We start from the raw sequence: 23683 nt of genomic DNA, 5'->3' as shown, positions 1-23683 counted from the left end.
AAAAAACCTATGAAAAGGATACAGAAGAGTGGGGTAGATCGCTTTTTTGGTTTCATGTTTTAATGTTTACGCTTTTTCAGTGTGAGCTAAATTTTGTTTTGCTAAATCAAAAGCATCTGCTAATAATTCAAAAGAACGTTTGCGGTCTTGAGAATTGTTAGCCATTACAGTTACCATAATCTCATCCACCTTAAATTCATCTGCTAATTTAAGTAGTTGATCTTTTACTTGTTCTTTAGTTCCTGATACAATACGTCCTTTATGATTTTTTATTCTTTCTAATTCTTCCATCGAAAAACTATGTTTAGCAATTTCATCTGGCGTTCCAAAACCATCAAATTTTCCACGTTCGAATTGCAGTAAAACATAATCAATGTATTTGCGCATTTGAAGAGACTTTTCTTCGGTATCTGCACACAATACAGAAATAGCGAGAAGTACTTTTGGTTCAGTGAGGTGTTTAGATGGTTTGAAATTTTTGCGGTAATTGGCGGCAATTTCAGGAGCTGCAAAACCATTAATAAAACGGGCTACTGCTAATCCTAGTCCAAACTTAGCTGCGATGGCTGCGCTGCCACCACTCGAACTTAAAATCCATTGTTCAGGAGTGGTTTCTGCTTTTGGAACTGCAATTAAGGGACCGTATAACGTTGCAGCAGAGTCGCTAAAAAATCGTTGCAAATTATCTAACTGTTTTAAATAACTTTCTTCACTAAAAGTATTGGAAGGATTTAGAAGAGAAGCACTAATTTTATCTCCGCCTGGAGCACGACCCATTCCTAAATCTATTCTTCCAGGAAAAAGCGTTTCTAGTAGACGAAAATTTTCGGCTACTTTTAAAGTGCTGTGATTTGGCAGCATCACGCCACCAGAACCAATACGAATGTGTTTGGTTTCAGAAGCCAATTTAACCATTAAAATTTCTGGTGCCGATCCTGCAATAAAAGTAGAATTGTGATGTTCTGAAACCCAAAAACGACTGTACCCTAATTCTTCTGCAAGCTTCACGGTTGCTATGGTTTCGTCTAAGGCATTTTTAGCAGTCTTTCCGTAATGTACTATTGATTGATCGAGTATTCCTAATTTAAGTTTTGTCATCATTTTTTCTGCACTTTCTTACTTCCCGAAATAATTTTTTTGCGATGTTTTGCGCCCCATTCATGCAATTCTCCAATTAAAGGCCTTAATGTTTTACCATATGGCGTTAATTCGTATTCTACACTAACAGGAACTGTATCGTATACGTGTCTTTCCGCCAGTTGATTTATCTCCAATTCTTTTAATTCTTTAGAAAGCATTTTCGGCGTAATGCCAGGTAACTCCCTTTGAATTTGTTTAAATCGTTTTTTTCCAAATGTTAAGGAGATGATAATAGGTATTTTCCATTTGCCGTGTAAAATATCAAGGGCATCGTTCACAGGCAGTAACATGCGTGAACATTGTTCCGAAGATAAATGTTGTGGACATTTTCGTTTATCGTGTGTTTCCATTTCTTTTACAAATATACACTAAACTTGGTATCTTTTTAATAGTGGTTTCCAAAAGGATACCGGTATCCTTTAGTATAGTAGGTCTAATTAAGGAATCAGATGCTGTAGCTTTGTCCAAAATTAAAACATATGAAAACAGAAATTAATGCACTAAATGCTGCAACCAACAGTAAATCAAACAAAGTAACTAAAATCATCTATTGGACCATAACTGGTCTTGTAGCATTGGGATTTTTAATGAGCAGTTTTATGTATCTCACCAAAGCGCCTGAGTTAATGGAGAATTTTAGTAAAGCAGGTTACCCTGTTTATTTTGTCACTATTCTTGGCTTGGCTAAATTACTTGGGGCTATCGCTCTCGTAAATCCTTGGTTTCCTAAATTAAAAGAATGGGCTTATGCCGGATTTACTTTTGTATTGATTGGTGCTGTATGGACGCATGTGGCAACTAGCACCCCTTTTGCTGCACCACTAGTATTTTTGATTTTATTGACTGCTTCTTATTTTTTTAATCTGAAAATGAATGCAAAAGCGTCAGTTCAGAATCTTGCGACAACATAATTTCGGTAAACAAATTTTTGTGACTCATTTTTATAGAATCTTTCTTCCATAAAAAAAGCAGGCTATAAAAACCTGCTTTTTTAATTTTAATCAATTTAATTTATTCGATAATCAGTTTTCCGTTGCCTATTCTTTTGTTGTTTTGAATAACCTGATAAATATAAATGCCTTTTTGTAAAGTGCTTTCTATTTCAGTTTTTTCAGAAACCAATGTTTGCTCAATTACCTTTTGTCCAACTGCGTTAAATATCATTAACTGAGCTCCTTCAAAATGTGGAGTTGAGATATTAAATACTCCGTTGCTTGGATTTGGATAAACAGAAGTCAACAACACTGAATTTTTCGTGTCGTCGATGTTCGTGCAAGCATTTACATTTTTATTTACCGTTGACGTGTTCACACAACCATTTGAGTCAGTATATGTGCAAGTATAAGTAGCCAATCCTATGTTTGAAAACGAAACGGTTGCAACAGGACCGGTGTTGCCATTACTCCAGGTATATGTTGTTGCTCCGGTTGCGGTATAATTACCTGATTCACCTTTACAGACATTTGCGCCGCGATTAGACGTAACACTGATTGTTTTTATAGGATAAACCTCCTGTGTAAAGAATAGTGAATTGCTGCATCCTGTGTTGGTAAAGGTTCCTATTACAGTATAGGTAGTATTAATGGTGGGCGCAACGGCAATAACACTTGAGTTTTGTAAAGTGTTCCAAGTATAAGTATTTGCGCCACTTACACTAAGTGATGTGGTAACACCAGCACAAATGGTTGGTTGAAGAGCAGTTATTGTTAAATTAGGTGAAGTACATATTGAAAACTTCCACAAATCATTTAATTCGCCAAATGATTGAGCTGTTGCGTCAATCCCTGAACCTCCAAATGACCAGAGATTACCTGAATTATCAACCCACGAAGAGCCTGAACCTCTTGCTCCTGGTGTATTAGCCGGAGCCGATATACCTTGTGTACCATAAGTTCCGTTTACAGCAGTATTATTACTACCTTTTATCCATGTCCATTCATTTGTTAGTGAAGAATATTTCCAAAGATCATTCATATTATCAAAGTTGCTAGGTGTATAATAACCAATTCCGCCAAATAGATAAAAGTCACCATTAGGTTGTTTCCAAGATAGCGAACCAATTCTTGCTCCTGGAACGTTAGTTGGAGCTCCTACTCCAAGTGTACCATAAGTCCCGCCTTGAGAAATAATATTGCTTCCTTTTACCCAGGTCCATTGGTTTGTAGTAATAGAATATTTCCAAAGATCATTTAAGAAATCAGCAGATGATGAACTTACGTCAAAACCGCTGCCACCAAACAGCCAAAGGTTTCCCGCAGCATCTGCCCAGCTGTTAGCAATAAATCTGCCGCCAGGTAAGTTAGAGATGGAAGGTACTGAGACTGTACCGTAAACGCCATTTTGATCAATTATACCACTTCCTTTTACCCAGGTCCATTGGTTCGAAGTAATGTTGTATTTCCATAAATCATTTAAGTTGCCGAAGGTGGTCGCATCATTTCCTATTCCTCCAAATAGCCATAAATTGCCTGAAGCGTCAGTCCATGAAGTGCAGCCAATCGCAGATCCTGGTACATTACTATTTGCTGCCACACCTATTGATCCAAAGGTTGCTAATTGTGAAATTGCGTTACTTCCTTTCGTCCAAGTCCATTGATTGGTTGTAATATTATATTTCCATAAATCGTTCATTTCAGCATCGCTTGAAAAAGCATCCACGGCATATCCGCCAAACATCCATAAGTTGCCAGACAAATCTGTCCAGGTTACTGCTCCAGAGCGCGAACCGGGTTTATTTATTGAAGAGGGAACTCCCATTGTTCCGTAAACTCCGTCTTGAAAAACAATAGAGTCACCGCCAATCCAAGTCCATTGATTGGTTGAAAGTGTATACTTCCAAAGGTCATTAAGGATGTCATAATTTCCAGCTGCGTCATATCCATATCCGCCGAAGAGCCAGAAATTTCCTGAAGCGTCTTTCCATTGGCAAGCTCCATCGCGTGATCCAGGATTGTTTGTTGAAGCTGGCACGCCTAATGTGCCGTAAAGTCCAGATTGATCAACCGTATTAGAGCCTTTCATCCAGGTGTAATTCTGAGCCTGCGTTATGCCAGCAAACGCGAAGCAAAGCGCGTAGAATAAACTTGTTTTTTTTGATTTATTGGTTTTCATGTGTATGTTTTTGTTGTTTGTGTGTGGTTTTGTATGTGATATTAAATTTTCATTAAGACAACCCTAAAAGAGTTAACCCCTAGTCATGGAAATTATTTCTTTTTTGATGTGATTTCTAAAGCGAATTCTTTGTTTTCTTTTAATGAGACGTGTTCGAAGTTTCTTTTGTTACAGGCGATTACAGATTAAATGGACTTACTGATTAGACAAGTGATTTTGGGTTTTGCTGCATCAAAAGTATTAAATAGGCAGCTTGAAAACGTTCTTTTAAATTGTTTTTAAGCATTTTCTAATCTGCATCCTTTTAGGATGCTTTGGAAGAATTGGAAACCCTAGTAGGTAATTTATTGTAAATCCCATTCATTTATTAAACATTAAAGTAAATTATAAATAAAAAAAGCCCGTCAAAATTAACGAACCTTCATTTTTATGAATCGCATTTATGAATGAGTTTACTTATTCCACCCAATCAACAATAAATAAATTAGTGTCACGTGTACCACCATTATTGCGGTTAGAAGAAAAGATGAGTTTTTTACCATCTGGTGAAAACATCGGGAAGGCATTGAACATACTTTGATTCGTAATTTGTTCTAATCCTGTTCCGTCTTCATTAATCATGAACAGTTGAAAATCGTAACCTTTTGTACTGTGATGATTACTTGAAAAAATTATTTTTTTACCACTTGGATGGTAAAAAGGCGCCCAGTTTGCTTTACCCAAAGAAGTAACTTTTTTAATATCGCTTCCATCTACATTACACGTGTAAATTTCCATTGTTGTTGGAGCAACTAGTCCTTGTAACAATAGTTCTTTATACTCTTTTACTTCTGCTTCTTCAGTGGGACGTGATGCTCTGAATACCAAACGTTTCCCGTCAGGAGAAAAGAAAGCACCGCCATCATACCCCAAGCCAAAAGTAATTTGTTTTTGATTTTTACCGTCAATATCCATAGTCCATAATTCTAAATCACCGCTTCTATCGCTTGTAAATACAATCTTATCTCCTTGAGGTGATACTGTTGCTTCTGCATCATACCCGTCACTTGTTGTCAGTTGTTGCGTGATGTTGCCTTTTAAATCGGCTACATATATATCAAAGCTTTTATAAACTGCCCAAAGGTATTTACCTTTTGTTTCAGGCGCGGGTGGACATTCATTACCACCTTTAAAGGTTGAGGCATATAAAATATGTTTACCATCCTTTAAAAAATAACTGCAGGTTGTTCTTCCTTTACCCGAACTAATCATAGGTGGTTTGTAGCTTGAATCGAGAGCTGCTTTTTTAAGATCCAGATTAAAAATCTGATCACACTTTAAATCCCATTTTGAATAATTGCTTTGAAAGGAAGCAAACTTACCATCGTAACTAAAATAGGCTTCAGCATTATCTCCACCATGTGTTAGCATGGTAAGGTTTTTAAGGTGTTTTTCGTTTTGTGAAACTAATGAGCTGAAAAAAACAAGTGTTAAATAAAAAGGAATAAATCTCATGTCTGGTTATAAAAGCTGCAAATATACCTACAAAAGACGAGAGTTAAAAAGGTATAAAATCGAAATCTCAGAATGCATATTAGTTACATTTACAAACTATTTTACAATTAAACCTTTATCCTTGAAAAAACAAATTGATAAAAATATTCCTGTAGGAACGCAGGCACTTATTCTCTCAAAATTCTATTACGGTGTTATAAGTAAGAGCCTCGAAGACCTTGATATTGAGCGCTATTTTTCAATTCTTTATTTCTTAAGTGAAAACAATGGTTGTAATCAGCAATGTATTTGTAACCACTTGGCTATCGATAAAACCGCCATGGTTAAGGTAATCGATTATCTTATAAAAGCGGATTATGTAAAACGCGCTGTAAATCCTGATGACCGCAGACAGCATTTTATTACTCTTACTAAAAAAGGACAAAAGCGTACAGAAGAAATAGTAAAGTCATTTAATGCTCTAGACGAAGAAATTTTTAAATCAATTTCTAAAAAGGATAAAAGCACTTTTATAAGTGTGCTATCCAGTTTGACCGATAATTTAAAGGTCTTACCTTCTAACGATCTTTTTTTCAATTATAAAAAAACCCTAAAGAAGGGTAAACAAAAAATAAACTCTGAACTATAAACATACACCCGCTATGAAAAAAATACCGAATTGGATAATTGTTATTAGCATTTTAGGACTCTTAGTCGCTTCTAAATTTATTTTCTTTGCCAAAAAAGTAGAGAAAGGATTGTCGCCAGAAGAAAAGAAAAAGTTACCGGTCGCTGTGAATTATTTTGTGGTTAAATCTACTTCTTTTAGTAACGATGTATTTACAACCGGAAAAATTGGTGCCTTCAATCAAATTGAAATTCTGCCTGAAGTAGCTGGAAAAATTACAGCTGTTTATTTTAAAGAAGGTGAAACAGTTAGCAAAGGTGCTCTGCTAGTGAAGTTAAATAGTGCCGATTTGGAAGCACAGCTTTTAAAAACTCAAACGCAATTAAAACTATCAGAACAAAAACTTGCCCGTCTAAAAAAACTTCTTGCTATTAATGGCATAAGTCAGGAAGATTATGACATGCAAGAAAACGAAGTCGCTACTTATAAAGCAGACGAAGCATACACGAAAGCACAACTAGCTAAAACAAATATTGTTGCACCTTTTAATGGAGCAGTGGGTTTAAAAAATATTAGCGAAGGTTCATATGTAAATGCTACTACGCCAATTGCTTCTTTAGTTCAATTACAGCCCTTATTCGTTGAATTTTCTATTCCAGAAAAATACAGTAGTTTTTTCAAAAAAGGAGTAAGGGTTAATTTTTCAAACGATAATTTGAAAACCACAAAAACTTTTTCGGCTACTATTTATGCGATAGAACCAGTGGTGGATGAAATTACCAAAACAATAAAAGCCAGGGCTTCTTATAATGGATCAGAGACTTTTTATCCGGGAAGTTTTGTAAAAGTATTTGTAAACCTAGGGGAAACAAACAATGCTTTAATGGTTCCAACAGAATGCGTAATTGCAACATTGAAGGGACAAAAACTATTTGTGAACCGAAATGGCACTGCGGAAGAAATTCAGGTTGAGATTGGAGTACGCACGGATGATAAAATCCAAATTATTAAAGGACTAATGGTTAATGACACTGTGCTTACAACTGGACTTCTTTCGGTAAGAAATGATTCTAAACTCAAACTATTAAAATCGGTTAACTAATGGACATAGCCTCCTTAAGCGTAAATCGCCCTGTTCTTGCCGTTGTTATGTCGGTGTTTATACTCCTATTTGGGGCTATTGGATATAGTTATTTAGGGGTACGAGAATTCCCATCCATCGATCCGCCTGTTATTACAGTGCGGACGAGTTATACCGGTGCAAATGCCGATGTGATTCAATCACAAATTACTGAGCCTCTTGAAAAAGTAATTAATGGTATTGATGGTATTCGTTCTATTTCTGCTTCATCGAATCAAGGCTCAAGCAACATTACCGTAGAATTTAATTTAGGAGCTGATTTAGAGGCCGCTGCGAATGATGTACGCGACAAGGTATCAAGAGCACTTCGTCAGTTGCCACAAGATATTGATGCACCCCCTGTTGTTTCAAAAGCTGATGCAAACTCAGATGCAATTGTTTCGATGACATTACTGAGTGATACGCGTTCTCTATTGGAAGTAAGTGATTATGCAGAAAATGTGATAGCTCAAAATCTACAAACTATTTCTGGTGTGAGTTTGGTGCAGATTTGGGGACAACGTCGTTTTGCGATGCGTATTCGTTTGCATCCAGATAAATTAGCTGCGTATAACCTTACGCCATTAGACGTAAAACTAGCACTCGATCGTGAGAATGTTGATTTGCCTTCTGGAAAAATATCTGGTAATGCAACTGAACTAACGGTAAATACTATTGGCAGATTATCCACTGTTCCTGAGTTTGAAAGAATGATTGTGAAGGAAGATGCAGGTAATATTGTAAGGTTAAGAGATGTAGCTAAAGTAGAATTGGGTTCAGAGAATGAGGAAACCATTTTAAAAAATTCTGGTGTCCCTATGGTAGGTCTTGCATTAGTGCCACAACCAGGAGCGAACTACCTCGATATCTCGAACGAATTTTACAAACGTTATGAATTGCTTAAAAAAGATTTACCAAAAGATTATCACATCAACATTGCGCTCGATAATACCCGTTTTATTAAAAACTCAATCATTGAAGTAAAAGAAACCTTACTCATTGCGTTAGCGTTGGTCATCATCATTATCTTTTTGTTTTTTAGAGATTGGATCATTGCTTTCAGACCGCTTATTGACATTCCGGTTTCTTTGGTGGGTGCTTTTTTTATTATGTATTTGATGGATTATTCCATTAACGTCCTTACTCTTTTAGCAATTGTATTGGCCACTGGTTTGGTTGTAGATGATGGGATTGTTGTGACTGAAAATATTTTTAAGAAAATTGAAAAAGGTATGAAGCCCAAAGAAGCCGCCATTGAAGGAACGCGTGAAATTTATACAGCTGTAATTATTACGTCCCTTACGTTAGTGGCTGTGTTTATGCCGGTAATATTTTTGGAGGGATTTGTAGGAAGATTATTTCGTGAGTTTGGTGTGGTTCTCGCGGGAGCAGTTTTAATTTCTGCTTTTGTGTCTCTTACACTGACTCCTATGTTGAATGCCAAATTAATTAGAAAAGATCCTACTAAAAAGGGCAGATTTTATAATGCGACTGAACCATTTTTTGTTGCACTCGATGCTTGGTTTAAAAAAACAATTATACGATTCTTACAAAAAAGATGGTGGGCAATTATAATTCTTGTTGCATCATTCGGTTCAATTTTATTTTTTGGTTCTCAACTGCAATCTGAATTATCACCTTTAGAAGATCGTAACTGGTTACGAATGATGGTTACTACACCGGAGGGAACTTCGTACGAGGTAACTGATAATTTAATGGATAAAATTTCTGATTTCGTTTCCGATTCTGTTCCAGAAAAACAAGTTTGTTTAACAGTAAGTGCACCAAGCTTTGCGGGTTCTGGTGCTGTAAATACCGGCTTTGGTCGTTTAGCTCTTACCGAATCGGGCAAGCGTAAAAGATCACAAGCGGAAATCGCCGCCTATCTTACTAAAAATTTATCACAGTTCCCTGAAGGTAGAGTGTTTATCATTCAGGAACAATCTATTTCATCTGGTGGTGGTCCGCGTGGAACCTTACCTGTAGCGTTTGTTTTACAGACGCAGAATTTTGAAAAGTTACGCGAAAAACTTCCACTGTTTTTAGAACAAGCAAATAAGAATCCAACTTTTGGTGGTTTAGTAGACGTAAATCTTAAATTCAATAAACCCGAATTGGTTATTGAAATTAATAGAGACAAGGCCAGGACCATGGGAGTTTCTATTGCCGATGTTGCGCAGACTATTCAATTAGCATTAAGTGGTCAGCGTTTTGGGTATTACATTCAAGGCGACAAACAATATCAGGTAGTGGGTCAGGTGAACCGCGAAAAGCGAGATGATCCAACGGATATTAAAGAATTGTATGTGAGAAATAGTCGTGGAGAGATGATTCAACTCGATAATGTTATTACGATAGAAGAGAGAAGTAGTCCACCACAATTATACCACTATAACCGTTATCAATCCGCTACCATCACCGCTGGTTTAGCACCAGGTAAAACAATTGGCGATGGTATTAAGGAAATGGATAAAATTGCCAAAGAGGTTTTAGATGATAGTTTTACGACTTCTTTAACAGGTGCTTCACGTGATTTTGCAGAAAGTAGCAGCAATGTTTTGTTTGCATTCATATTGGCACTTGTATTGATTTATTTATTACTCGCTGCTCAGTTCGAAAGTTTTGGATCTCCTTTAATAATTATATGCACGGTTCCAATGGCGCTTGCAGGCGCGGTTTTTTCTCTTTGGTATTTTAATCAAACCTTAAATATTTTTAGCCAGATTGGAATTATCATGCTCATCGGACTCGTTACAAAAAATGGTATTTTAATCATTGAGTTTTATGATCAGTTGCGTGAAAAAGGTTTAACGGTTCGCAAGGCATTAATACAAGCATCTACTTCAAGGATGCGTCCGATTTTAATGACAAGCCTTGCTACGATGCTTGGAGCACTTCCGATTGCTATGGCATTTGGAGCAGGTTCGGAAAGCAGAATGGGAATGGGTATCGTGATTATTGGTGGTTTGTTGTTATCCATGATTCTCACTTTGTTCGTAATACCTGCAATGGTGCTACTTTCATTTCAAGTGCGTTTTTGGGTCAAACGTTTTTTTAAGAGAAGAAGTTCTGCGAAGGTAAATTTTTCGGCAAGTGGACTGATACTGGTTTTATCTTTTAGCATTTTTGGTTTCAGTTCTTCAGCACAAGATTTGCTTAAAATAGAAGATGCGATTAAAATTAGCTTAGAGAAAAATTATTCCGTATTAATTGTAAAGAATCAACAAGGAATAGCAAAGGCACAAAATAATATGGGTAGTGCTGGTATGTCTCCAACTGTGAGTTTAAATGGAAATTTAAATGTAGCAAGTTTGAACTCTCATCAGGAGTTTAACACAGGAACTATTCAGGACAGAACAGGGGCCGTCACAAACAATACTGGTGCCTCTCTCAACGCTGCATGGAATGTGTTTGACGGATTTAAAATGTTTGCCATAAAAAAGCGATTGAGTTTAAATGAGGAGCTATCATCCATTCAACTTAAACAACAAATGGAGAATACCGTGTATGATGTTATTGTCGCGTATTACAACATTGTTAAAATTAACGAACTTATAAAGGCAAATAAGCAGAATTTAAAAATGTATGAAGAGCGTTTAAAAATAGCACAACTAAAATTGGAAATTGGTTCTGATTCAAAAGTGGATTTACTTCTTACACGATCCGATGAAAATAAAGCCAAGAGTGCTATCACACAATTAGAACTCGATTTATTAAATGCTAAAGTGCAATTAAACTCACTCCTCGCTAAACAGGCTGATGCGGATTACACCACAGCTGATTCCATAGTTGTTAACTACAATCCTAATTTGGAAGATTTAAAAAAGAGTGTTGTCCAAAATAATTCTTCTATTTTAATTTCAAAACAAAACGAGTTAATATTTTCTCAAAGTGTAAACGAAGCACGTTCGGCAAATTTACCAGTTGTACAGTTAAACGGCGCTTATGTATTTACGCGGAATACAAGTCAAGCCGGAATTGTATTTTTAAACCGCCAAAGTGGTTTAAACGCTGGCTTAACGGCAAGTTGGTTGATCTTTAATGGAAATAAAAATAATCGTTTAGTTAAAGAGAGAAATATATTAGCACTCAATCAACGCTACGTTACTGAACAAACGCAACTACGAATAGATGGATTGGTTTACGTGAGTTATAAAGCGTTTTTACTGAACAAACAAATTGTGAATATGGAAATGCAGAATCTGGCTGATTCAAAAGAGGTGCAAAGTATTTCCCTTGAACGTTACAAAATTGGAAAGGCTAATCTTTTAGAAACCATAGAGACTCAAAAAAACTTAGAAGATGCACAAGTGCGGTATATAAATGCACTTTATGCTATCAAAATTGCTGAGGCAGAATTACTGCGTGTAAATGGCAGTTTGGTGAAATAATCGGTGAGTTGAATTTACTTTAATCTACCAAGCAGATAGGACTGCACTTCACTTCAAAATTTATCGAACTAGCTAAATAGCATATTTCATGTGCCTTGTGATGCAATTCAATCGCTTTCTCTTTCATGGAACTATTCGCTACTTTAAAAACAGGATTCAAGGTTACTTCTTTAAAACTACCGCCACCACTTTTCTTTTCTATCATGATTCCAGTGGCAGTGTCGGTATAGTCAGTAATGACAATTCCTTCCAGTGCACATACATATAAGTAAGAAAGCATGTGGCAAGATGATATGGCTGTCACCAATAAATCTTCCGGGTTTAATTTTGTTTTGTCACCTACTGCTGGATTATCTGTTGTTAAATGAAGTTGAGGTTTTCCAGCAATCGTCACGGTGTGACTGCGGTCATACGTTTTTACGTTTTTTGTTCCTTCGCCTTTGTTACCTTGCCAAACGGTAGTGAGTTTGTAATGGTGTTCGTGTGTCATGATTTCTAAATTATTTTTTGAGTATAATAATTGAAGAGCTTTCTGTAGTGTATTTGAAGATCATATTCTTATTCCAATCACACACACATTCCTTCGGCAAGCTCAGGACAAGCTCCTCCGTTTGCGTCATATTTTTATCCCAATTACGCAAACGTCGTCAACCTGCTCGAGTGACCCTTTCCAATCTTCAAATATTTTATTAATAATGTCGGATTGCTCCTGCATGGGTTTACTGCTGATTGAAACGAGTAACTCTTCAAATTGTTTGTATTTGAATTTTTTACCGTTGGCGCCACCAAATTGATCAGCAAATCCATCCGTGAATAAATAAAACAAAGTATTTTCTTTATAGTCGATTTGATGTGTTGTAAATGGAACAGGATTGTCTGTCTTTCCAATAGCTTGTTTGTTGGCTTTTATTTCTTTGAGCTCATTGTCTTGAATGTACCAAAGCGGATTATTTGCTCCGCTCCAGAAAATGTTTTTGTTTTTACTGTCGATACAGAATAGCGAAATATCCATCCCATCTTTTACTTCGCTTGAACTTTTCTCGAAGGTTTCTAAAACCAATTCTCTCGTTTTATTCAGTATTTTTCCAGTATCATTTAGTTTAAATTCTTTAATCGCTCTGTTGAGCGCATTGGAACAAACCACCGAAACCATTGCCCCCGGAACACCATGACCTGTGCTATCTGCAGCAGCAATAAAAAATTTATCGCCTACTTGTTCCGCCCAATAAAAATCACCAGCAACAATGTCTTTAGGTTTATATAAAACAAAATTATTAGGTACAAATTGATTAATAAATTCCTGCGGGGGTAAGATGGCGTGCTGTAGACGTTTGGCATAGGTAATACTGTCCACAATTTCTTTTTGTTTCTCGTCAACCAGATGTTTTTGTTTTTCGATCTCCAATTTTTGTTGTGTTAAAAGCTGATTAGCTTTTCTGCGTTGAAGGTTGGCTCTGATAACAAACACAATCAATACAACAAATATAACTAAGGCAAAAACAAAGTAAATGAGTGTTTCGCGGGTCTGTGAAATTTCGACGTCTTTTGCCATGAGTTTTGCATCATTCAATTCTTTATCTTTTTCTAATAAACTTATTTGTTTTTCCTTTTTTTCTGTTTCATATTTTAAAGAAACCTCGGTTAATTGCGCTGCTAAGTTTTCTTTTCGGTTTTGGTTGGCTTTATTGAACAGTTCATTCATTACCAGTATTTCTGCCGCAAAAATATCGCTTTGAATAGACGTGAGTTGCGTATAGATGATACCAAGCGGCCGGTGGGAGAATTGTGTAACCTCCCAAGTTAACTGCATACCGTCTTCATAGTCGTTTTGGTCAACAATTTGAATAGGGTTATATTGTTTTAACTGTGTTTTAAATTCTTGAGGTGATAGTGAAATTAAAGTATCAGAAAAGCTTAACAATCTCTTTTTAAGTGAGTAGATATTATAGTTTTCAATATGTTTAAATTTCGGAATGCTATCGAATAGTATGTTTGTTGGAATATCATAATTCGCTTTCGCAGCCGCAGAGATTTTTTTCAGTTTGATGGTATCTGCTACCGATTTGGACAAAGCTGCTACCTCGACAACCAAAACCGATTTTAAATCGGATACATATTTTTGAAGTGAATCACCAGCAGTTTTTATTGTTTTTACTTTTGCATAGTTGGATAGAAAAAGAGAATCGCTGGAATGAGTACTACTAAATGCTTCATAAATAAAATTAGCTTTGCGCTCATTAATTGTGAAGTTCTTTTCTGCTTCTTCCTGGTTAACATTAACACTACTGTTTCTTAAATCCCTCATGTAAACCATTTGACGCATGCCAAGGATATAGGCGATGAAAAAAATGAAAGTAAAATTGTTCTTAAAATTAAATTGAATATTACCTTTTATAAGATGATAAATAAGAAACGGTAGAAGAACAATAGAAGAAAAAAAACAAAAATACATTGTGTTTTCCCAAAATGGAAAGTGTTGAGTACTTGAACATCCGTATAGTATAAGCGCGCCATAAAAATTAGTGAGTAGAAAATAAAACAGTTTAAGTTTTGCTTGGCTTTCTGCAATTTTTAAAGCATACCATGCGGGAAGAAATGAAGTTAGAAAAATAAAAGAACCTGCAATAATATGTAAAGGTGAACCATACCAATTCAAATGTATCTTTGAGATTAATCCTAATAACCAGAGGATCAAGCAAAATAATCCAATATTACCAATGATTTGGTGTTTTTTTGGATGATTTGTCTTTATCGATACTATTGCTAGCGTAGGGAAGTACAAAAAAATCATTGGTACGTATATTACTGAGAGAAGAATTACTACAACTTCTTCCGTCAAACTTCCAACTACTCTTAATAGTAAGAGTGATAGAATGAATATACTTGCGAAAACCACCGGTATCCATTTGCTTGTAATAAAATTTTTCATGATTTGGGCTATTGGTCTAAAACTTAAATTTTAGGACTAAAATTGTATAACGAAGAAAAGTATAATTTTCTTCGTTTCCAATATTAATCATTAATAGGAAAGCAATAATCCGAAAGTGGAAATCTAAGATTTTATTAGATTTCGTTTATTCTTTGCTTAGAAATAATCACATAATGCCCATCTGGGTTTTGGATTGTAATTCCATTTGTTTGCCAGTATGGATTTTTTGGAACGGAATGAGTTATGTTATTTTTATTTATTCGAACAATTATTTCATCATATTCTGATTGAGTGCCAGGATAAAAAACCAAAAGGTCATCATCGTCAAAAGTGTGATTAACCTTTTCAATTGTCTGAGTGAATTCAAGGTGCCAGTCTAGGTTGTTTTTCCCTATAAAAACTCCATCATAACCAGAATGGTTTTTAAATTCATCTAACAAATCTAGGCCAATGATTTTTACATAAAAGTTTGCTAATTCTTCGATTGAATTAGTATGCCTTGCTAGTCTAAATTTCATTTTTCTTAAACCTATTTAGCTGACTATGATTATCTGTTCAATTGTTTTCAGGCTTGTCAACAACAAGTTTATTTTTCAGTAGGCTTTGAAGACTCTTTTAAAAATTAGTAAATGCACAGGCGCATTTTTTTTAAAAGAGTCCGCAAATGTTTTAACCAACTATATTTTTTTGAATAACAAATTAAAAGCGATCTAAATTCATCACCTTAACCCATGCGGCTACAAAATCTTTTACAAATTTTTCTTTAGAATCACTTGAGGCATAAATTTCTGCAATGGCACGTAATTCTGAGTTCGAACCAAAGATGAGGTCAGCACGTGTTGCGGTCCATTTTACTGCACCTGTTTTGCGATCACATCCTTCAAAAAATTCACCTTTGTCATCGGTCGCTTTCCAGGAGGTTCCCAGGTCGAGAAGATTTACAAAGAAGTCGTTGCTCAGTGTCTCTGAATTTTTTGTAAACACGCCATGTTTTGAACCATCAAAATTCGCATTCAAAACTCTCATTCCTCCAACCAAAGCAGTCATTTCTGGCGCGGTTAATTTCAGTAATTGCGCTTTGTCTACTAACATTTCTTCTGTAACCAAATTACATTTTGCGTTTTTGTAATTTCTAAAGCCATCCGCTTTTGGCTCTAAAACGGCAAAGGAAGCAACATCGGTTTGTTCTATTGTCGCATCACCTCTGCCAGACATAAAATCAACAGAAAGATCATGACCGGCAGTTTTCGCGGCTTTTTCAACTGCAGCAGATCCACCTAACACAATTAAATCGGCTATAGAAACTTTTTTGTTACCTGCATTAAATTCCTTTTGTATTTTTTCTAAGGCTGCCAATACCTTATTTAATTGTGTAGGATTATTTGCTTCCCAATAAATTTGTGGAGCTAAACGGATACGGGCTCCGTTTGCACCACCACGATTATCAGAACCTCTGAAAGTGGAAGCAGATGCCCAAGCTGTTGAAACTAATTCAGAAATAGAAAGTCCGCTAGATAGAATTTTATTTTTTAGTGCGGTAATGTCAGCCATGTTTAATTCAATTTTAGTTGCAGGAATTGGGTCTTGCCAAATTAATTCTTCTTTAGGAACTTCTGCACCTAAATAACGCGCAATAGGTCCCATGTCACGGTGTGTCAACTTATACCAAGCTCTTGCAAATGCGTCAGCAAATTGATCAAAGTTTTCAGAAAAGCGTTTTGATATGGGTGCATAAATTGGATCCATTTTCAGAGCCATATCTGCAGTAGTCATCATTGGAGCATGATGTTTTTTAGGATCGTGTGCATCCACCACCGTGCTTGCTGCACTTGCATCTGTCGGCGTCCACTGGTGAGCTCCGGCAGGACTCTTGCTCAATTTCCAATCGTATTTTAAAAGCGTTTCAAAATAACCATTATCCCATGTGGTTGGATTCGGTTTCCACGCGCCTTCTATGCCACTGGTGATCGCATCTCCACCTTTACCTGTACCATAACTATTTAGCCAACCCATGCCCATCTTTTCAATACTCTCTCCCTCAGGTTCTGATCCAACATGACTCGCACTAGCTGCACCATGTGCTTTTCCAAAAGTATGACCACCAGCTACAAGCGCCACTGTTTCTTCATCGTTCATGGCCATGCGCGCGAATGTTTCTCTAATATCTTTTCCTGAAGCAATCGGATCAGGATTACCGTTAGGTCCTTCAGGATTCACATAAATTAATCCCATTTGCACAGCAGCTAAAGGATTGTCTAATTCTCTGTCGCCTTTGTAACGCTTGTCACCTAACCATTCATGTTCATTTCCCCAATTAATATCTTGTTCGGGTTCCCAAATATCTTCACGCCCGCCACCAAATCCAAACGTTTTAAAGCCCATAGATTCTAAGGCGCAGTTGCCAGCCAAAATCATTAAGTCTGCCCATGAGATTTTGTTACCATATTTTTGTTTGATAGGCCAAAGTAAGAAACGCGCTTTATCCAAATTACCATTATCTGGCCAGCTGTTTACAGGAGCAAAACGCTGATTGCCTGTACCCGCACCTCCGCGACCATCTGAAATACGGTATGTGCCGGCACTATGCCAAGCCATACGAATAAACAAAGGGCCGTAATGTCCGTAATCCGCTGGCCACCATTCTTGCGAGGTGGTCATTAAATCAAAAATATCTTTTTTTATTTGCTTCAAATCTAATTTCTTAAATTCTTCAGCATAGTTAAATCCTTTATCCAAAGGGCTTGCAAGCTGAGAATGTTGACGAAGGATTCCTAAATTTAATCGGTTAGGCCACCAATCTTTATTTTGGGTACCAGATCCTGCAGTTTGTTTCGGAGCCCCATGATTAAACGGGCACTTACCAGATGACGTTGAAGTTGCGTTGTTTTCCATATTTTTTTGTTTTAATGAATAGCAGAACTTTATGTTAAGACAATTGTAAGACATAATATTAAATAAATCAAATTGATTATATTTATAAAGTAATAGTTAAAATCTATGACTCTAACTCAGCTCGAATACATAGTTGCCATTGATACTTACCGACATTTTGTGTTAGCATCAGAGAAATGCTTTGTAACGCAGCCAACACTGAGCATGCAAATTCAGAAATTGGAAGAAGAGTTGGGGGTGAAAATATTTGACAGAACAAAACAACCTGTGATTCCCACCGAACTTGGTAAGAGTATAATTGCGCAAGCACGTTTTGTATTGCGTGAAGCAGGAATGATTCGTCAGATTATTTCAGAAAAAAAGGATACTATGAGTGGTGAACTACGCATAGGAATCATTCCCACACTCGCACCGTATTTGCTACCCAACCTTTTTAAAGCTATCAGAGGGAAGTATCCAAACGTAAATCTTATCGTTAAGGAAACGATTACAGAAGACATTATTCATGAGTTAAAAAACAACCGGTTAGACTGTGGAATTGTGGTTACACCATTAAAGGACAGTTCCATAAAAGAAGACATATTGTTTTATGAAGAACTTTTTATTTACGTTTCTAAAAAAAATGCACTGCATTTAAAAAAATATGTGTTAGCAACTGAAATTGATCCCAATCAACTTTGGTTACTCGAAGAAGGACATTGTTTTAGATCTCAGATATTGAATTTATGTGAACTTAGAAAATACTCTAATCTTAATTTTAAATATGAAACAGGTAATATAGAAACCTTAAAAAGAATGGTGGATAAAAGCGACGGTGTCACTATTTTACCTGAATTAGCTGTGATGGAGTTTTCGAAAACACAAATGAAATTGGTGAAAAGGCTCAGGGATCCTAGTCCAGCGCGCGAGGTGAGTTTGGTTACACATCGTGATCATCTGAAAACAAAACTCATAAAAACACTTCAAACTGAAATCTTAAATATTGTTCCAAAAGCAATGCACAATCTGAATGATAAAAAGATTGTAGAAATTAGCGTTGATCGTTGATGAAGGTCTATTGGAAAAAATATAGGAGTTTCTGTTGTGAAGGGTGAAATTTCAATTATAAAAAACTCCAGGAAATTTTCCCAGAGTCTTTTTATACAGGATAGTATTGTAAAGGCGCAAATTTGCGCGTTACTTATACGTGCTAAAAATATCGCACCGCTCTTACATTGTAGTTAGTAGTTTTAGTACCAGGAGCTTGGGAGTTGGAATTGAACGATTGTGCCCAAGCGGTGTTGGTGTTCTCTTCACTCGAGCTCCAGTAAAAGGCAACCGCAAATCCGCCAATTTTGTCTTTATTGAGGTACAATTTTGTTAACTCATTTAAGCTTGGTAAAAACCAATCACTATAACCACCTAATACCAGATTGTCGCATAAAGCCGCGGCATAAGTTCCAGCACCCTGATTGCTAACAATTGTGTTTGTATTGTTTTTACCTGAGCCTATTGTTTGGGCATTTGTTCCGGTTGAAGTAAGGGTAAGTGCCCACGGTGCAGAAGCACTTTGATCTGTTGTTGCTGCTATAATACCGTGTGGTACATTTGAGTCGTAACCAATATCACCTGCTTGCAAAACATAGGCAATAATTCCTCCCTGATAACTATCGCCAACACCTACGTTAGTTGTAAAGATAATTTCATTTCCATAAGCCGTTCCTTTAATATTTGTTGCGTAAGCCCGCACATAATAGGTAGTATTTGATGAAAGACCTGTTAACGAACTGCTAAACGTCCCTGTACCAACGCCGTTAAATGCTGAAAAATTAGACAGTGTTGGATTTGGTGATTTACTCCAACACATACCACGGGCTGTTAAGACACTACCTCCGTCTGAAATAATATTACCAGTGCACATTGCAGAGTTAGTTGTGATATCAAACGCAAATTGCGAAATTAAAGTTGGTAATAATAATTCTGGAGTCTTAAAGCTTAATTCATTTCCATAAAGAAATCCATCTTTTGTTTTGGCGAAAGCTTTTGCATAATAAGTTGTACCGGCCTTCATGTCTGTTTCTAATTTAAACCAAAACGAGCCGTATCCATTCCCACCTTCATCCACATTATAACAATTTGTTCCGCCATACGTGGGATTACTAAAAGTGCTCCAGACAAAACCTCTATCAAGAATATCGACAAATAATTCGCCAGAACCATCTGTTTTTACTTCTCCGTAACCATAAACAAAATTAGCAGTAATGCCAGAAATTGAATCTGTTACCACTGATGCGTTAGAATATGTGGGGTCTTTGTCTTTTTTCTTGCAGCCTAAAAAACTAATAATTCCTAACAGCAAGAATGCTAAATTTAAAATTGATTTTTTCATTGTTTTGTTTTTAGTCGTTTATTTTTTATTTATCTAGTTTATTTTGAATTTATGTTTAGTTTTTAATTCGTATTAAAAATAAAAAATCTTTCAAATTGGCACAGGCTGGTTTGAGAAATAATAATTAATTCACATTAAATTTTTTGTAATCCTTTACAACTATTATAAATTACCAAATACAATTTAATTATAATTTTATTAAAAGTAACGCACAGCTCTTACATTGTAGTTAGTAGTTTTAGTGCCAGGAGCTTGGGAGTTGGAATTGAACGATTGTGTCCACGCTGTATTGGTATTATCCTCACTGGAGCTCCAGTAAAATGCAACTGCAAAGCCGCCAATTTTGTCTTTATTTAAGAATAATTTAGTTAACTCATTTAAGCTTGGTAAATGCCAATCACTGTAACCACCTAATACCAAGTTGTCGCATAAAGCCGCAGCATAAGTTCCTGCACCCTGATTGCTAACAATTGCATTTGTATTGTTTTTACCTGAGCCTATTGTTTGGGCATTTGCGCCAGTTGAAGTAAGAGTGAGTGCCCACGGTGCAGAAGCACTTTGATCAGTTGCGGCTGCTATAATACCATGTTGTGTGTTTACATCATATCCGGTATCTCCTGGTTGCAATACGTAGGCAATAACTCCTCCTTGATAACTATCTCCAACACCTAGGTTAGTTGTAAAGATAATTTCATTTCCGTATGAGGTGCCGATAGAATTGGTAGCGTAAGCTCTAACATAATAAGTGGTGTTCGATAAAAGATTTAATAAATTACTTGTAAATAATCCGATACTGCCTCCGTCCATACTTTTAGTACTTAGATCGGAGGTAGGATTTGGTGAAGTACTCCAACACACTCCTTTTGAAAGTACAGGAGCCCCACCATCGGATATAACATCCCCACCACTTACAGCTGAAGTTTCTGTAATAGCGGATATTGTGGCAGTTGTAATTGTTGCTAAAGATGGACTAGGAGTGGTAAAAGTTTGCTCATTGCCGTAAGCAATGCCGTCACTATTTCTTGCCCAAGCCCTCACAAAATATGTAGTTCCGGGAAGGATACAATTGGGAGGATTGCCATTAACCATATTACTAATAAACTTTCCAGTGCCCGATCCATCATTCGTAGAAAAATTACCTGCCTGAGCATAAATTGGATTAGGAGCTGTACCCCAGGTTAACCCTCTATCCAAAATAGGTGACCCGCCATCTGTGATTACTTCCCCGCCACATAGTGCTGAGCTGGTTGTTATACTGGTTACAGGACTGGTAACTACGGTTGGTAATACGGGAGTGCGGGGAGGCTCTTCTTTTTTCTTACAGCCTAAAAAACTAATAATTCCTAACAGAAGGAATGCTAAATTTAAAATTGATTTTTTCATTTGGTTTTTTTTAAATAAAGAAAATTTAAATTATTGGGAACAGTTTGGGGATCAAGTACGAAACTAACATAATTTTTTTACAAAAGCTCTTTTAAAATAACGCAAGTCTGTTAAAATTAGATTTGAAAAGATTAAAAATTAAATTTAATTAAAAATTAGACTTTGAGCGGTTCAAATAATTGAGGGAGCTTACAGTCTAGTATAATTTCTACTCTTTAAAAAATTTTAAAGAATGCCGGCCGTTATTTTTTAGCCGGATAAAATAAAGTCCCTTCGGTAAATCTGAAATAGTAAGAATTGTTTCTTCAGATACACCCATTTCTTTTATTAAACGCCCCACCGCATTATAAAGTTGAATCTGATCTTTTCCACTGAAATCAGTAAATTTAATAGTAACGCTTTCTGAAGCTGGATTCGGAAAAAGAGTCCAAAAGTTATTCTGATGTCTTTTGTCAATTCCAACAATCTGACCACAATCATATTCGATCAAGTAAGAGGTTGTATCTAAGGGACAATTAGAGTTTGGGTTAACAACTTTACACTCGAATTTTCCTGATGAAGAAATAAATAAAGTGTCCATATTTATCATAGAAGGTAAGAGCAAATTATTTTTATACCAAAGTATAGTTTCTAAACCAGACAAAAAACCGTTTGTATGCAATACAGCTAATGCGACTGTATCTCCAATACAAGGGTCTCCTAATGCGTCAAAGTAAAAACCTGACCATTGTGGACTGTTTGTATATGTTTTAGATAATTCAGCGCAACCATTAAGTGTAGAAAGAACCGAAAATCCCATAGAGTTATACTGGGCAAAATTTGTTAGGTATTGATTGGTTTCAGGCAAAACAGTACCATAAAGATACCATTGATAAGAATCGGCTACTTGTGTCCAAATCGTATCCACATTGCACACCCAAGGATGAGATGCATAAATAGTGGGTGTATGGCTGCAGAATTGAATAACAGTATCTGCAAAAGCGATATGTAAGCCTAGTAAATCGCAATTTGTTGTAGTTAAGGTTACCGTGTATGTTCCGTTGGCGGAATAGGAGTGGGTGGAGTAGGGGGTAGTGGACGTTGCGCCATCTCCAAAATCCCACAAAGTACTTTGTATTACACCTTGGTTGGGTGCTTGAAAAATAACCTCGTTAATACCGGGACCTATTTGAAAATGAATATTAGCTACTGGTAGTTTCTTATAATTCCACACTTGTAAACTGTCAAAGACTTGTGTTTTGGCCGCATTTTTTATTATGGTAGCATCGTTTGCATTTAAGCCAGAATTTAAAGTAATAAAAGTAGGATCTTTTTTAAAAAGACTTGCATAGAAACAACAAGCTGCTGCATAAGATCCCTCTGGTGAGGGGTGACTTTCGTCTGGTTGGTACAAATTTATAATGGAATAATTTTGCCGAAGGTATTTCCAAACTACGGAAACGGGAGATACTTCTCCATTAAGATTCGAAGCAAGGTTCAAATAACGAAGTTTTAGTTCATTGTCCATACTTTGGTAGCTGCACATAAGTGGAAAGTTGGGGCATAAAGAAGCATCTCCGTTTTTTCTTCCCCAGGTCATGTAAGGCATGATTACTGCACAGGGATTATAATGTCTTATTAATGTATACAAAGCTGCAGCACCATTATTAAATTGATTAGATGCAACAACAGGTTCCTGACTCTGTCCTTGAATAACCACATAATCCCAACCGCCAGCTATTATTTTATTTTGACAATTGATGTCAATACTATGATCTATTAATTGATATCCGCCGGGAGTATAACTATCAAAAATTAACGTATCCCCCGCAGACAAAGCAACATCGTGTATGAGTTGCGGTAAATTATTAACACTGGTATAACTGTTGCCGATGAATAAAACTTTGTAACTGAGTTGTGCGTGTAATTTGTTTCCTGAATTGCATAGGAATAGCGAAAATAAAATGGTGAGCATCAAACTAACTCTATTTATCTTCGAATGTTTTTGCATTTTATTTGTTACAATTAAATTTTCGATAGCGGAATTCAGATTGTCGCTAATCGCTTTTGAATGAAAACCAAAGTTAAAATACCTCCGAACTCTAATATGAAGTTACGAAAACGAATTCAAAAGAAAAATTTGTGCAAAATGCGTTAAGATCTAAATCAAAACGATTTCACTAGTGTTGACTTTAAGTTGTCGTTGGTGGGTTTATATCAGTCGTTGAATTCGCAATAATAGCTATGGGTTGACTAGTATTGGTTATTG

The 23683-nt window shown here is 36.2% G+C and carries 16 protein-coding genes; 5 read left to right on the top strand and 11 right to left on the bottom strand.

Annotated features, from left to right (window positions below; translation table 11 throughout):
- Positions 1–66 precede the first annotated feature (66 nt).
- Together P2086_RS17160 and P2086_RS17155 are read right to left on the bottom strand one after the other, a co-directional pair.
- Positions 67–1101: an LLM class flavin-dependent oxidoreductase gene (locus P2086_RS17160; RefSeq protein ID WP_317897989.1), complete on the bottom strand. Its 1035-nt coding sequence runs from the start codon at positions 1099–1101 to the stop codon at positions 67–69.
- The gene (locus P2086_RS17155) at positions 1098–1490 is read right to left on the bottom strand and encodes a winged helix-turn-helix transcriptional regulator (protein WP_317897988.1); all 393 of its coding nucleotides are present in this window, start codon (positions 1488–1490) and stop codon (positions 1098–1100) included. Before P2086_RS17155 ends, P2086_RS17160 begins: the two co-directional genes overlap by 4 nt.
- Before the next feature lie 129 nt (positions 1491–1619).
- Between P2086_RS17155 and P2086_RS17150 the strand changes: the two genes are divergently transcribed.
- On the top strand, positions 1620–2051 hold the full coding sequence (locus P2086_RS17150; RefSeq protein WP_317897987.1) for a DoxX family protein: 432 nt from the start codon (positions 1620–1622) through the stop codon (positions 2049–2051).
- A gap of 100 nt (positions 2052–2151) precedes the next feature.
- Here the strand turns inward: P2086_RS17150 and P2086_RS17145 are convergent, their stop codons facing one another.
- Together P2086_RS17145 and P2086_RS17140 are read right to left on the bottom strand one after the other, a co-directional pair.
- Entirely contained in the window at positions 2152–4251 is a 2100-nt protein-coding gene (locus P2086_RS17145) for a T9SS type A sorting domain-containing protein (RefSeq protein ID WP_317897986.1), read from the bottom strand.
- 456 nt (positions 4252–4707) lie between these two features.
- The gene (locus tag P2086_RS17140) at positions 4708–5745 is read right to left on the bottom strand and encodes a TolB family protein (protein WP_317897985.1); all 1038 of its coding nucleotides are present in this window, start codon (positions 5743–5745) and stop codon (positions 4708–4710) included.
- Between the two features lie 121 nt (positions 5746–5866).
- Here P2086_RS17140 and P2086_RS17135 point away from each other — a divergent pair, with 121 nt between their 5' ends.
- Genes P2086_RS17135 through P2086_RS17125 form a run of 3 tightly spaced genes read left to right on the top strand, consistent with a single transcriptional unit; the run spans position 5867 to position 11863 of the window.
- A complete protein-coding gene (locus P2086_RS17135; RefSeq protein ID WP_317897984.1) occupies positions 5867–6373 on the top strand; it encodes a MarR family winged helix-turn-helix transcriptional regulator in 507 nt (168 codons plus the stop codon).
- A 13-nt stretch (positions 6374–6386) separates the two neighbouring features.
- Positions 6387–7454 carry an efflux RND transporter periplasmic adaptor subunit gene (locus P2086_RS17130; RefSeq protein WP_317897983.1) on the top strand — a complete coding sequence of 356 codons (1068 nt, stop codon included), beginning with the start codon at positions 6387–6389 and terminating at the stop codon, positions 7452–7454.
- The gene (locus P2086_RS17125) at positions 7454–11863 is read left to right on the top strand and encodes an efflux RND transporter permease subunit (protein ID WP_317897982.1); all 4410 of its coding nucleotides are present in this window, start codon (positions 7454–7456) and stop codon (positions 11861–11863) included. The genes P2086_RS17130 and P2086_RS17125 overlap by 1 nt, the downstream gene beginning before the upstream one ends.
- Before the next feature lie 19 nt (positions 11864–11882).
- Here P2086_RS17125 and P2086_RS17120 read toward each other — a convergent pair whose 3' ends face one another.
- The 4 genes from P2086_RS17120 to katG all read right to left on the bottom strand — a co-directional run bounded on the left by P2086_RS17120 (position 11883) and on the right by katG (position 17684).
- Entirely contained in the window at positions 11883–12353 is a 471-nt protein-coding gene (locus P2086_RS17120; RefSeq protein ID WP_317897981.1) for an OsmC family protein, read from the bottom strand.
- Between the two features lie 126 nt (positions 12354–12479).
- Positions 12480–14792, bottom strand: coding sequence for a SpoIIE family protein phosphatase (locus P2086_RS17115; RefSeq protein WP_317897980.1), 2313 nt, complete (start codon positions 14790–14792; stop codon positions 12480–12482).
- A 134-nt stretch (positions 14793–14926) separates the two neighbouring features.
- Entirely contained in the window at positions 14927–15310 is a 384-nt protein-coding gene (locus tag P2086_RS17110) for a hypothetical protein (RefSeq protein ID WP_317897979.1), read from the bottom strand.
- Between the two features lie 181 nt (positions 15311–15491).
- Positions 15492–17684 (bottom strand): catalase/peroxidase HPI, encoded by a 2193-nt coding sequence (gene katG / locus P2086_RS17105; RefSeq protein ID WP_317897978.1) that lies wholly within the window; start codon positions 17682–17684, stop codon positions 15492–15494.
- Positions 17685–17789: 105 nt separating this feature from the next.
- Here katG and P2086_RS17100 point away from each other — a divergent pair, with 105 nt between their 5' ends.
- On the top strand, positions 17790–18731 hold the full coding sequence (locus P2086_RS17100) for a hydrogen peroxide-inducible genes activator (protein WP_317897977.1): 942 nt from the start codon (positions 17790–17792) through the stop codon (positions 18729–18731).
- Between the two features lie 142 nt (positions 18732–18873).
- Here the strand turns inward: P2086_RS17100 and P2086_RS17095 are convergent, their stop codons facing one another.
- The 3 genes from P2086_RS17095 to P2086_RS17085 form a co-directional block, all read right to left on the bottom strand.
- The gene (locus tag P2086_RS17095; protein WP_317897976.1) at positions 18874–20052 is read right to left on the bottom strand and encodes an Lcl C-terminal domain-containing protein; all 1179 of its coding nucleotides are present in this window, start codon (positions 20050–20052) and stop codon (positions 18874–18876) included.
- A gap of 198 nt (positions 20053–20250) precedes the next feature.
- Positions 20251–21435 (bottom strand): Lcl domain-containing protein, encoded by a 1185-nt coding sequence (locus P2086_RS17090; protein WP_317897975.1) that lies wholly within the window; start codon positions 21433–21435, stop codon positions 20251–20253.
- Between the two features lie 208 nt (positions 21436–21643).
- Positions 21644–23425 (bottom strand): T9SS type A sorting domain-containing protein, encoded by a 1782-nt coding sequence (locus tag P2086_RS17085; protein WP_317897974.1) that lies wholly within the window; start codon positions 23423–23425, stop codon positions 21644–21646.
- Positions 23426–23683 lie beyond the last annotated feature (258 nt).

Origin of the sequence: Aurantibacillus circumpalustris (assembly GCF_029625215.1) — a bacterium.
GTDB classification, from domain to species: domain Bacteria; phylum Bacteroidota; class Bacteroidia; order B-17B0; family Aurantibacillaceae; genus Aurantibacillus; species Aurantibacillus circumpalustris.
The sequence above is the reverse complement of the archived record's forward strand: the minus strand, read 5'-3'. Positions and strand labels throughout refer to the sequence as shown.

What these genes read in the sequence shown, in the direction of transcription:
- P2086_RS17145 (WP_317897986.1), bottom strand. Translation starts at nt 4,251, where the DNA reads ATGAAAACCAATAAATCAAAAAAAACAAGTTTATTCTACGCGCTTTGC.
- P2086_RS17125 (WP_317897982.1), top strand. Translation starts at nt 7,454, where the DNA reads ATGGACATAGCCTCCTTAAGCGTAAATCGCCCTGTTCTTGCCGTTGTT.
- P2086_RS17115 (WP_317897980.1), bottom strand. Translation starts at nt 14,792, where the DNA reads ATGAAAAATTTTATTACAAGCAAATGGATACCGGTGGTTTTCGCAAGT.
- P2086_RS17150 (WP_317897987.1), top strand. Translation starts at nt 1,620, where the DNA reads ATGAAAACAGAAATTAATGCACTAAATGCTGCAACCAACAGTAAATCA.
- P2086_RS17160 (WP_317897989.1), bottom strand. Translation starts at nt 1,101, where the DNA reads ATGATGACAAAACTTAAATTAGGAATACTCGATCAATCAATAGTACAT.
- P2086_RS17100 (WP_317897977.1), top strand. Translation starts at nt 17,790, where the DNA reads ATGACTCTAACTCAGCTCGAATACATAGTTGCCATTGATACTTACCGA.
- P2086_RS17130 (WP_317897983.1), top strand. Translation starts at nt 6,387, where the DNA reads ATGAAAAAAATACCGAATTGGATAATTGTTATTAGCATTTTAGGACTC.
- P2086_RS17110 (WP_317897979.1), bottom strand. Translation starts at nt 15,310, where the DNA reads ATGAAATTTAGACTAGCAAGGCATACTAATTCAATCGAAGAATTAGCA.
- P2086_RS17140 (WP_317897985.1), bottom strand. Translation starts at nt 5,745, where the DNA reads ATGAGATTTATTCCTTTTTATTTAACACTTGTTTTTTTCAGCTCATTA.
- P2086_RS17095 (WP_317897976.1), bottom strand. Translation starts at nt 20,052, where the DNA reads ATGAAAAAATCAATTTTAAATTTAGCATTCTTGCTGTTAGGAATTATT.
- P2086_RS17090 (WP_317897975.1), bottom strand. Translation starts at nt 21,435, where the DNA reads ATGAAAAAATCAATTTTAAATTTAGCATTCCTTCTGTTAGGAATTATT.
- P2086_RS17120 (WP_317897981.1), bottom strand. Translation starts at nt 12,353, where the DNA reads ATGACACACGAACACCATTACAAACTCACTACCGTTTGGCAAGGTAAC.
- katG (WP_317897978.1), bottom strand. Translation starts at nt 17,684, where the DNA reads ATGGAAAACAACGCAACTTCAACGTCATCTGGTAAGTGCCCGTTTAAT.
- P2086_RS17085 (WP_317897974.1), bottom strand. Translation starts at nt 23,425, where the DNA reads ATGCAAAAACATTCGAAGATAAATAGAGTTAGTTTGATGCTCACCATT.
- P2086_RS17155 (WP_317897988.1), bottom strand. Translation starts at nt 1,490, where the DNA reads ATGGAAACACACGATAAACGAAAATGTCCACAACATTTATCTTCGGAA.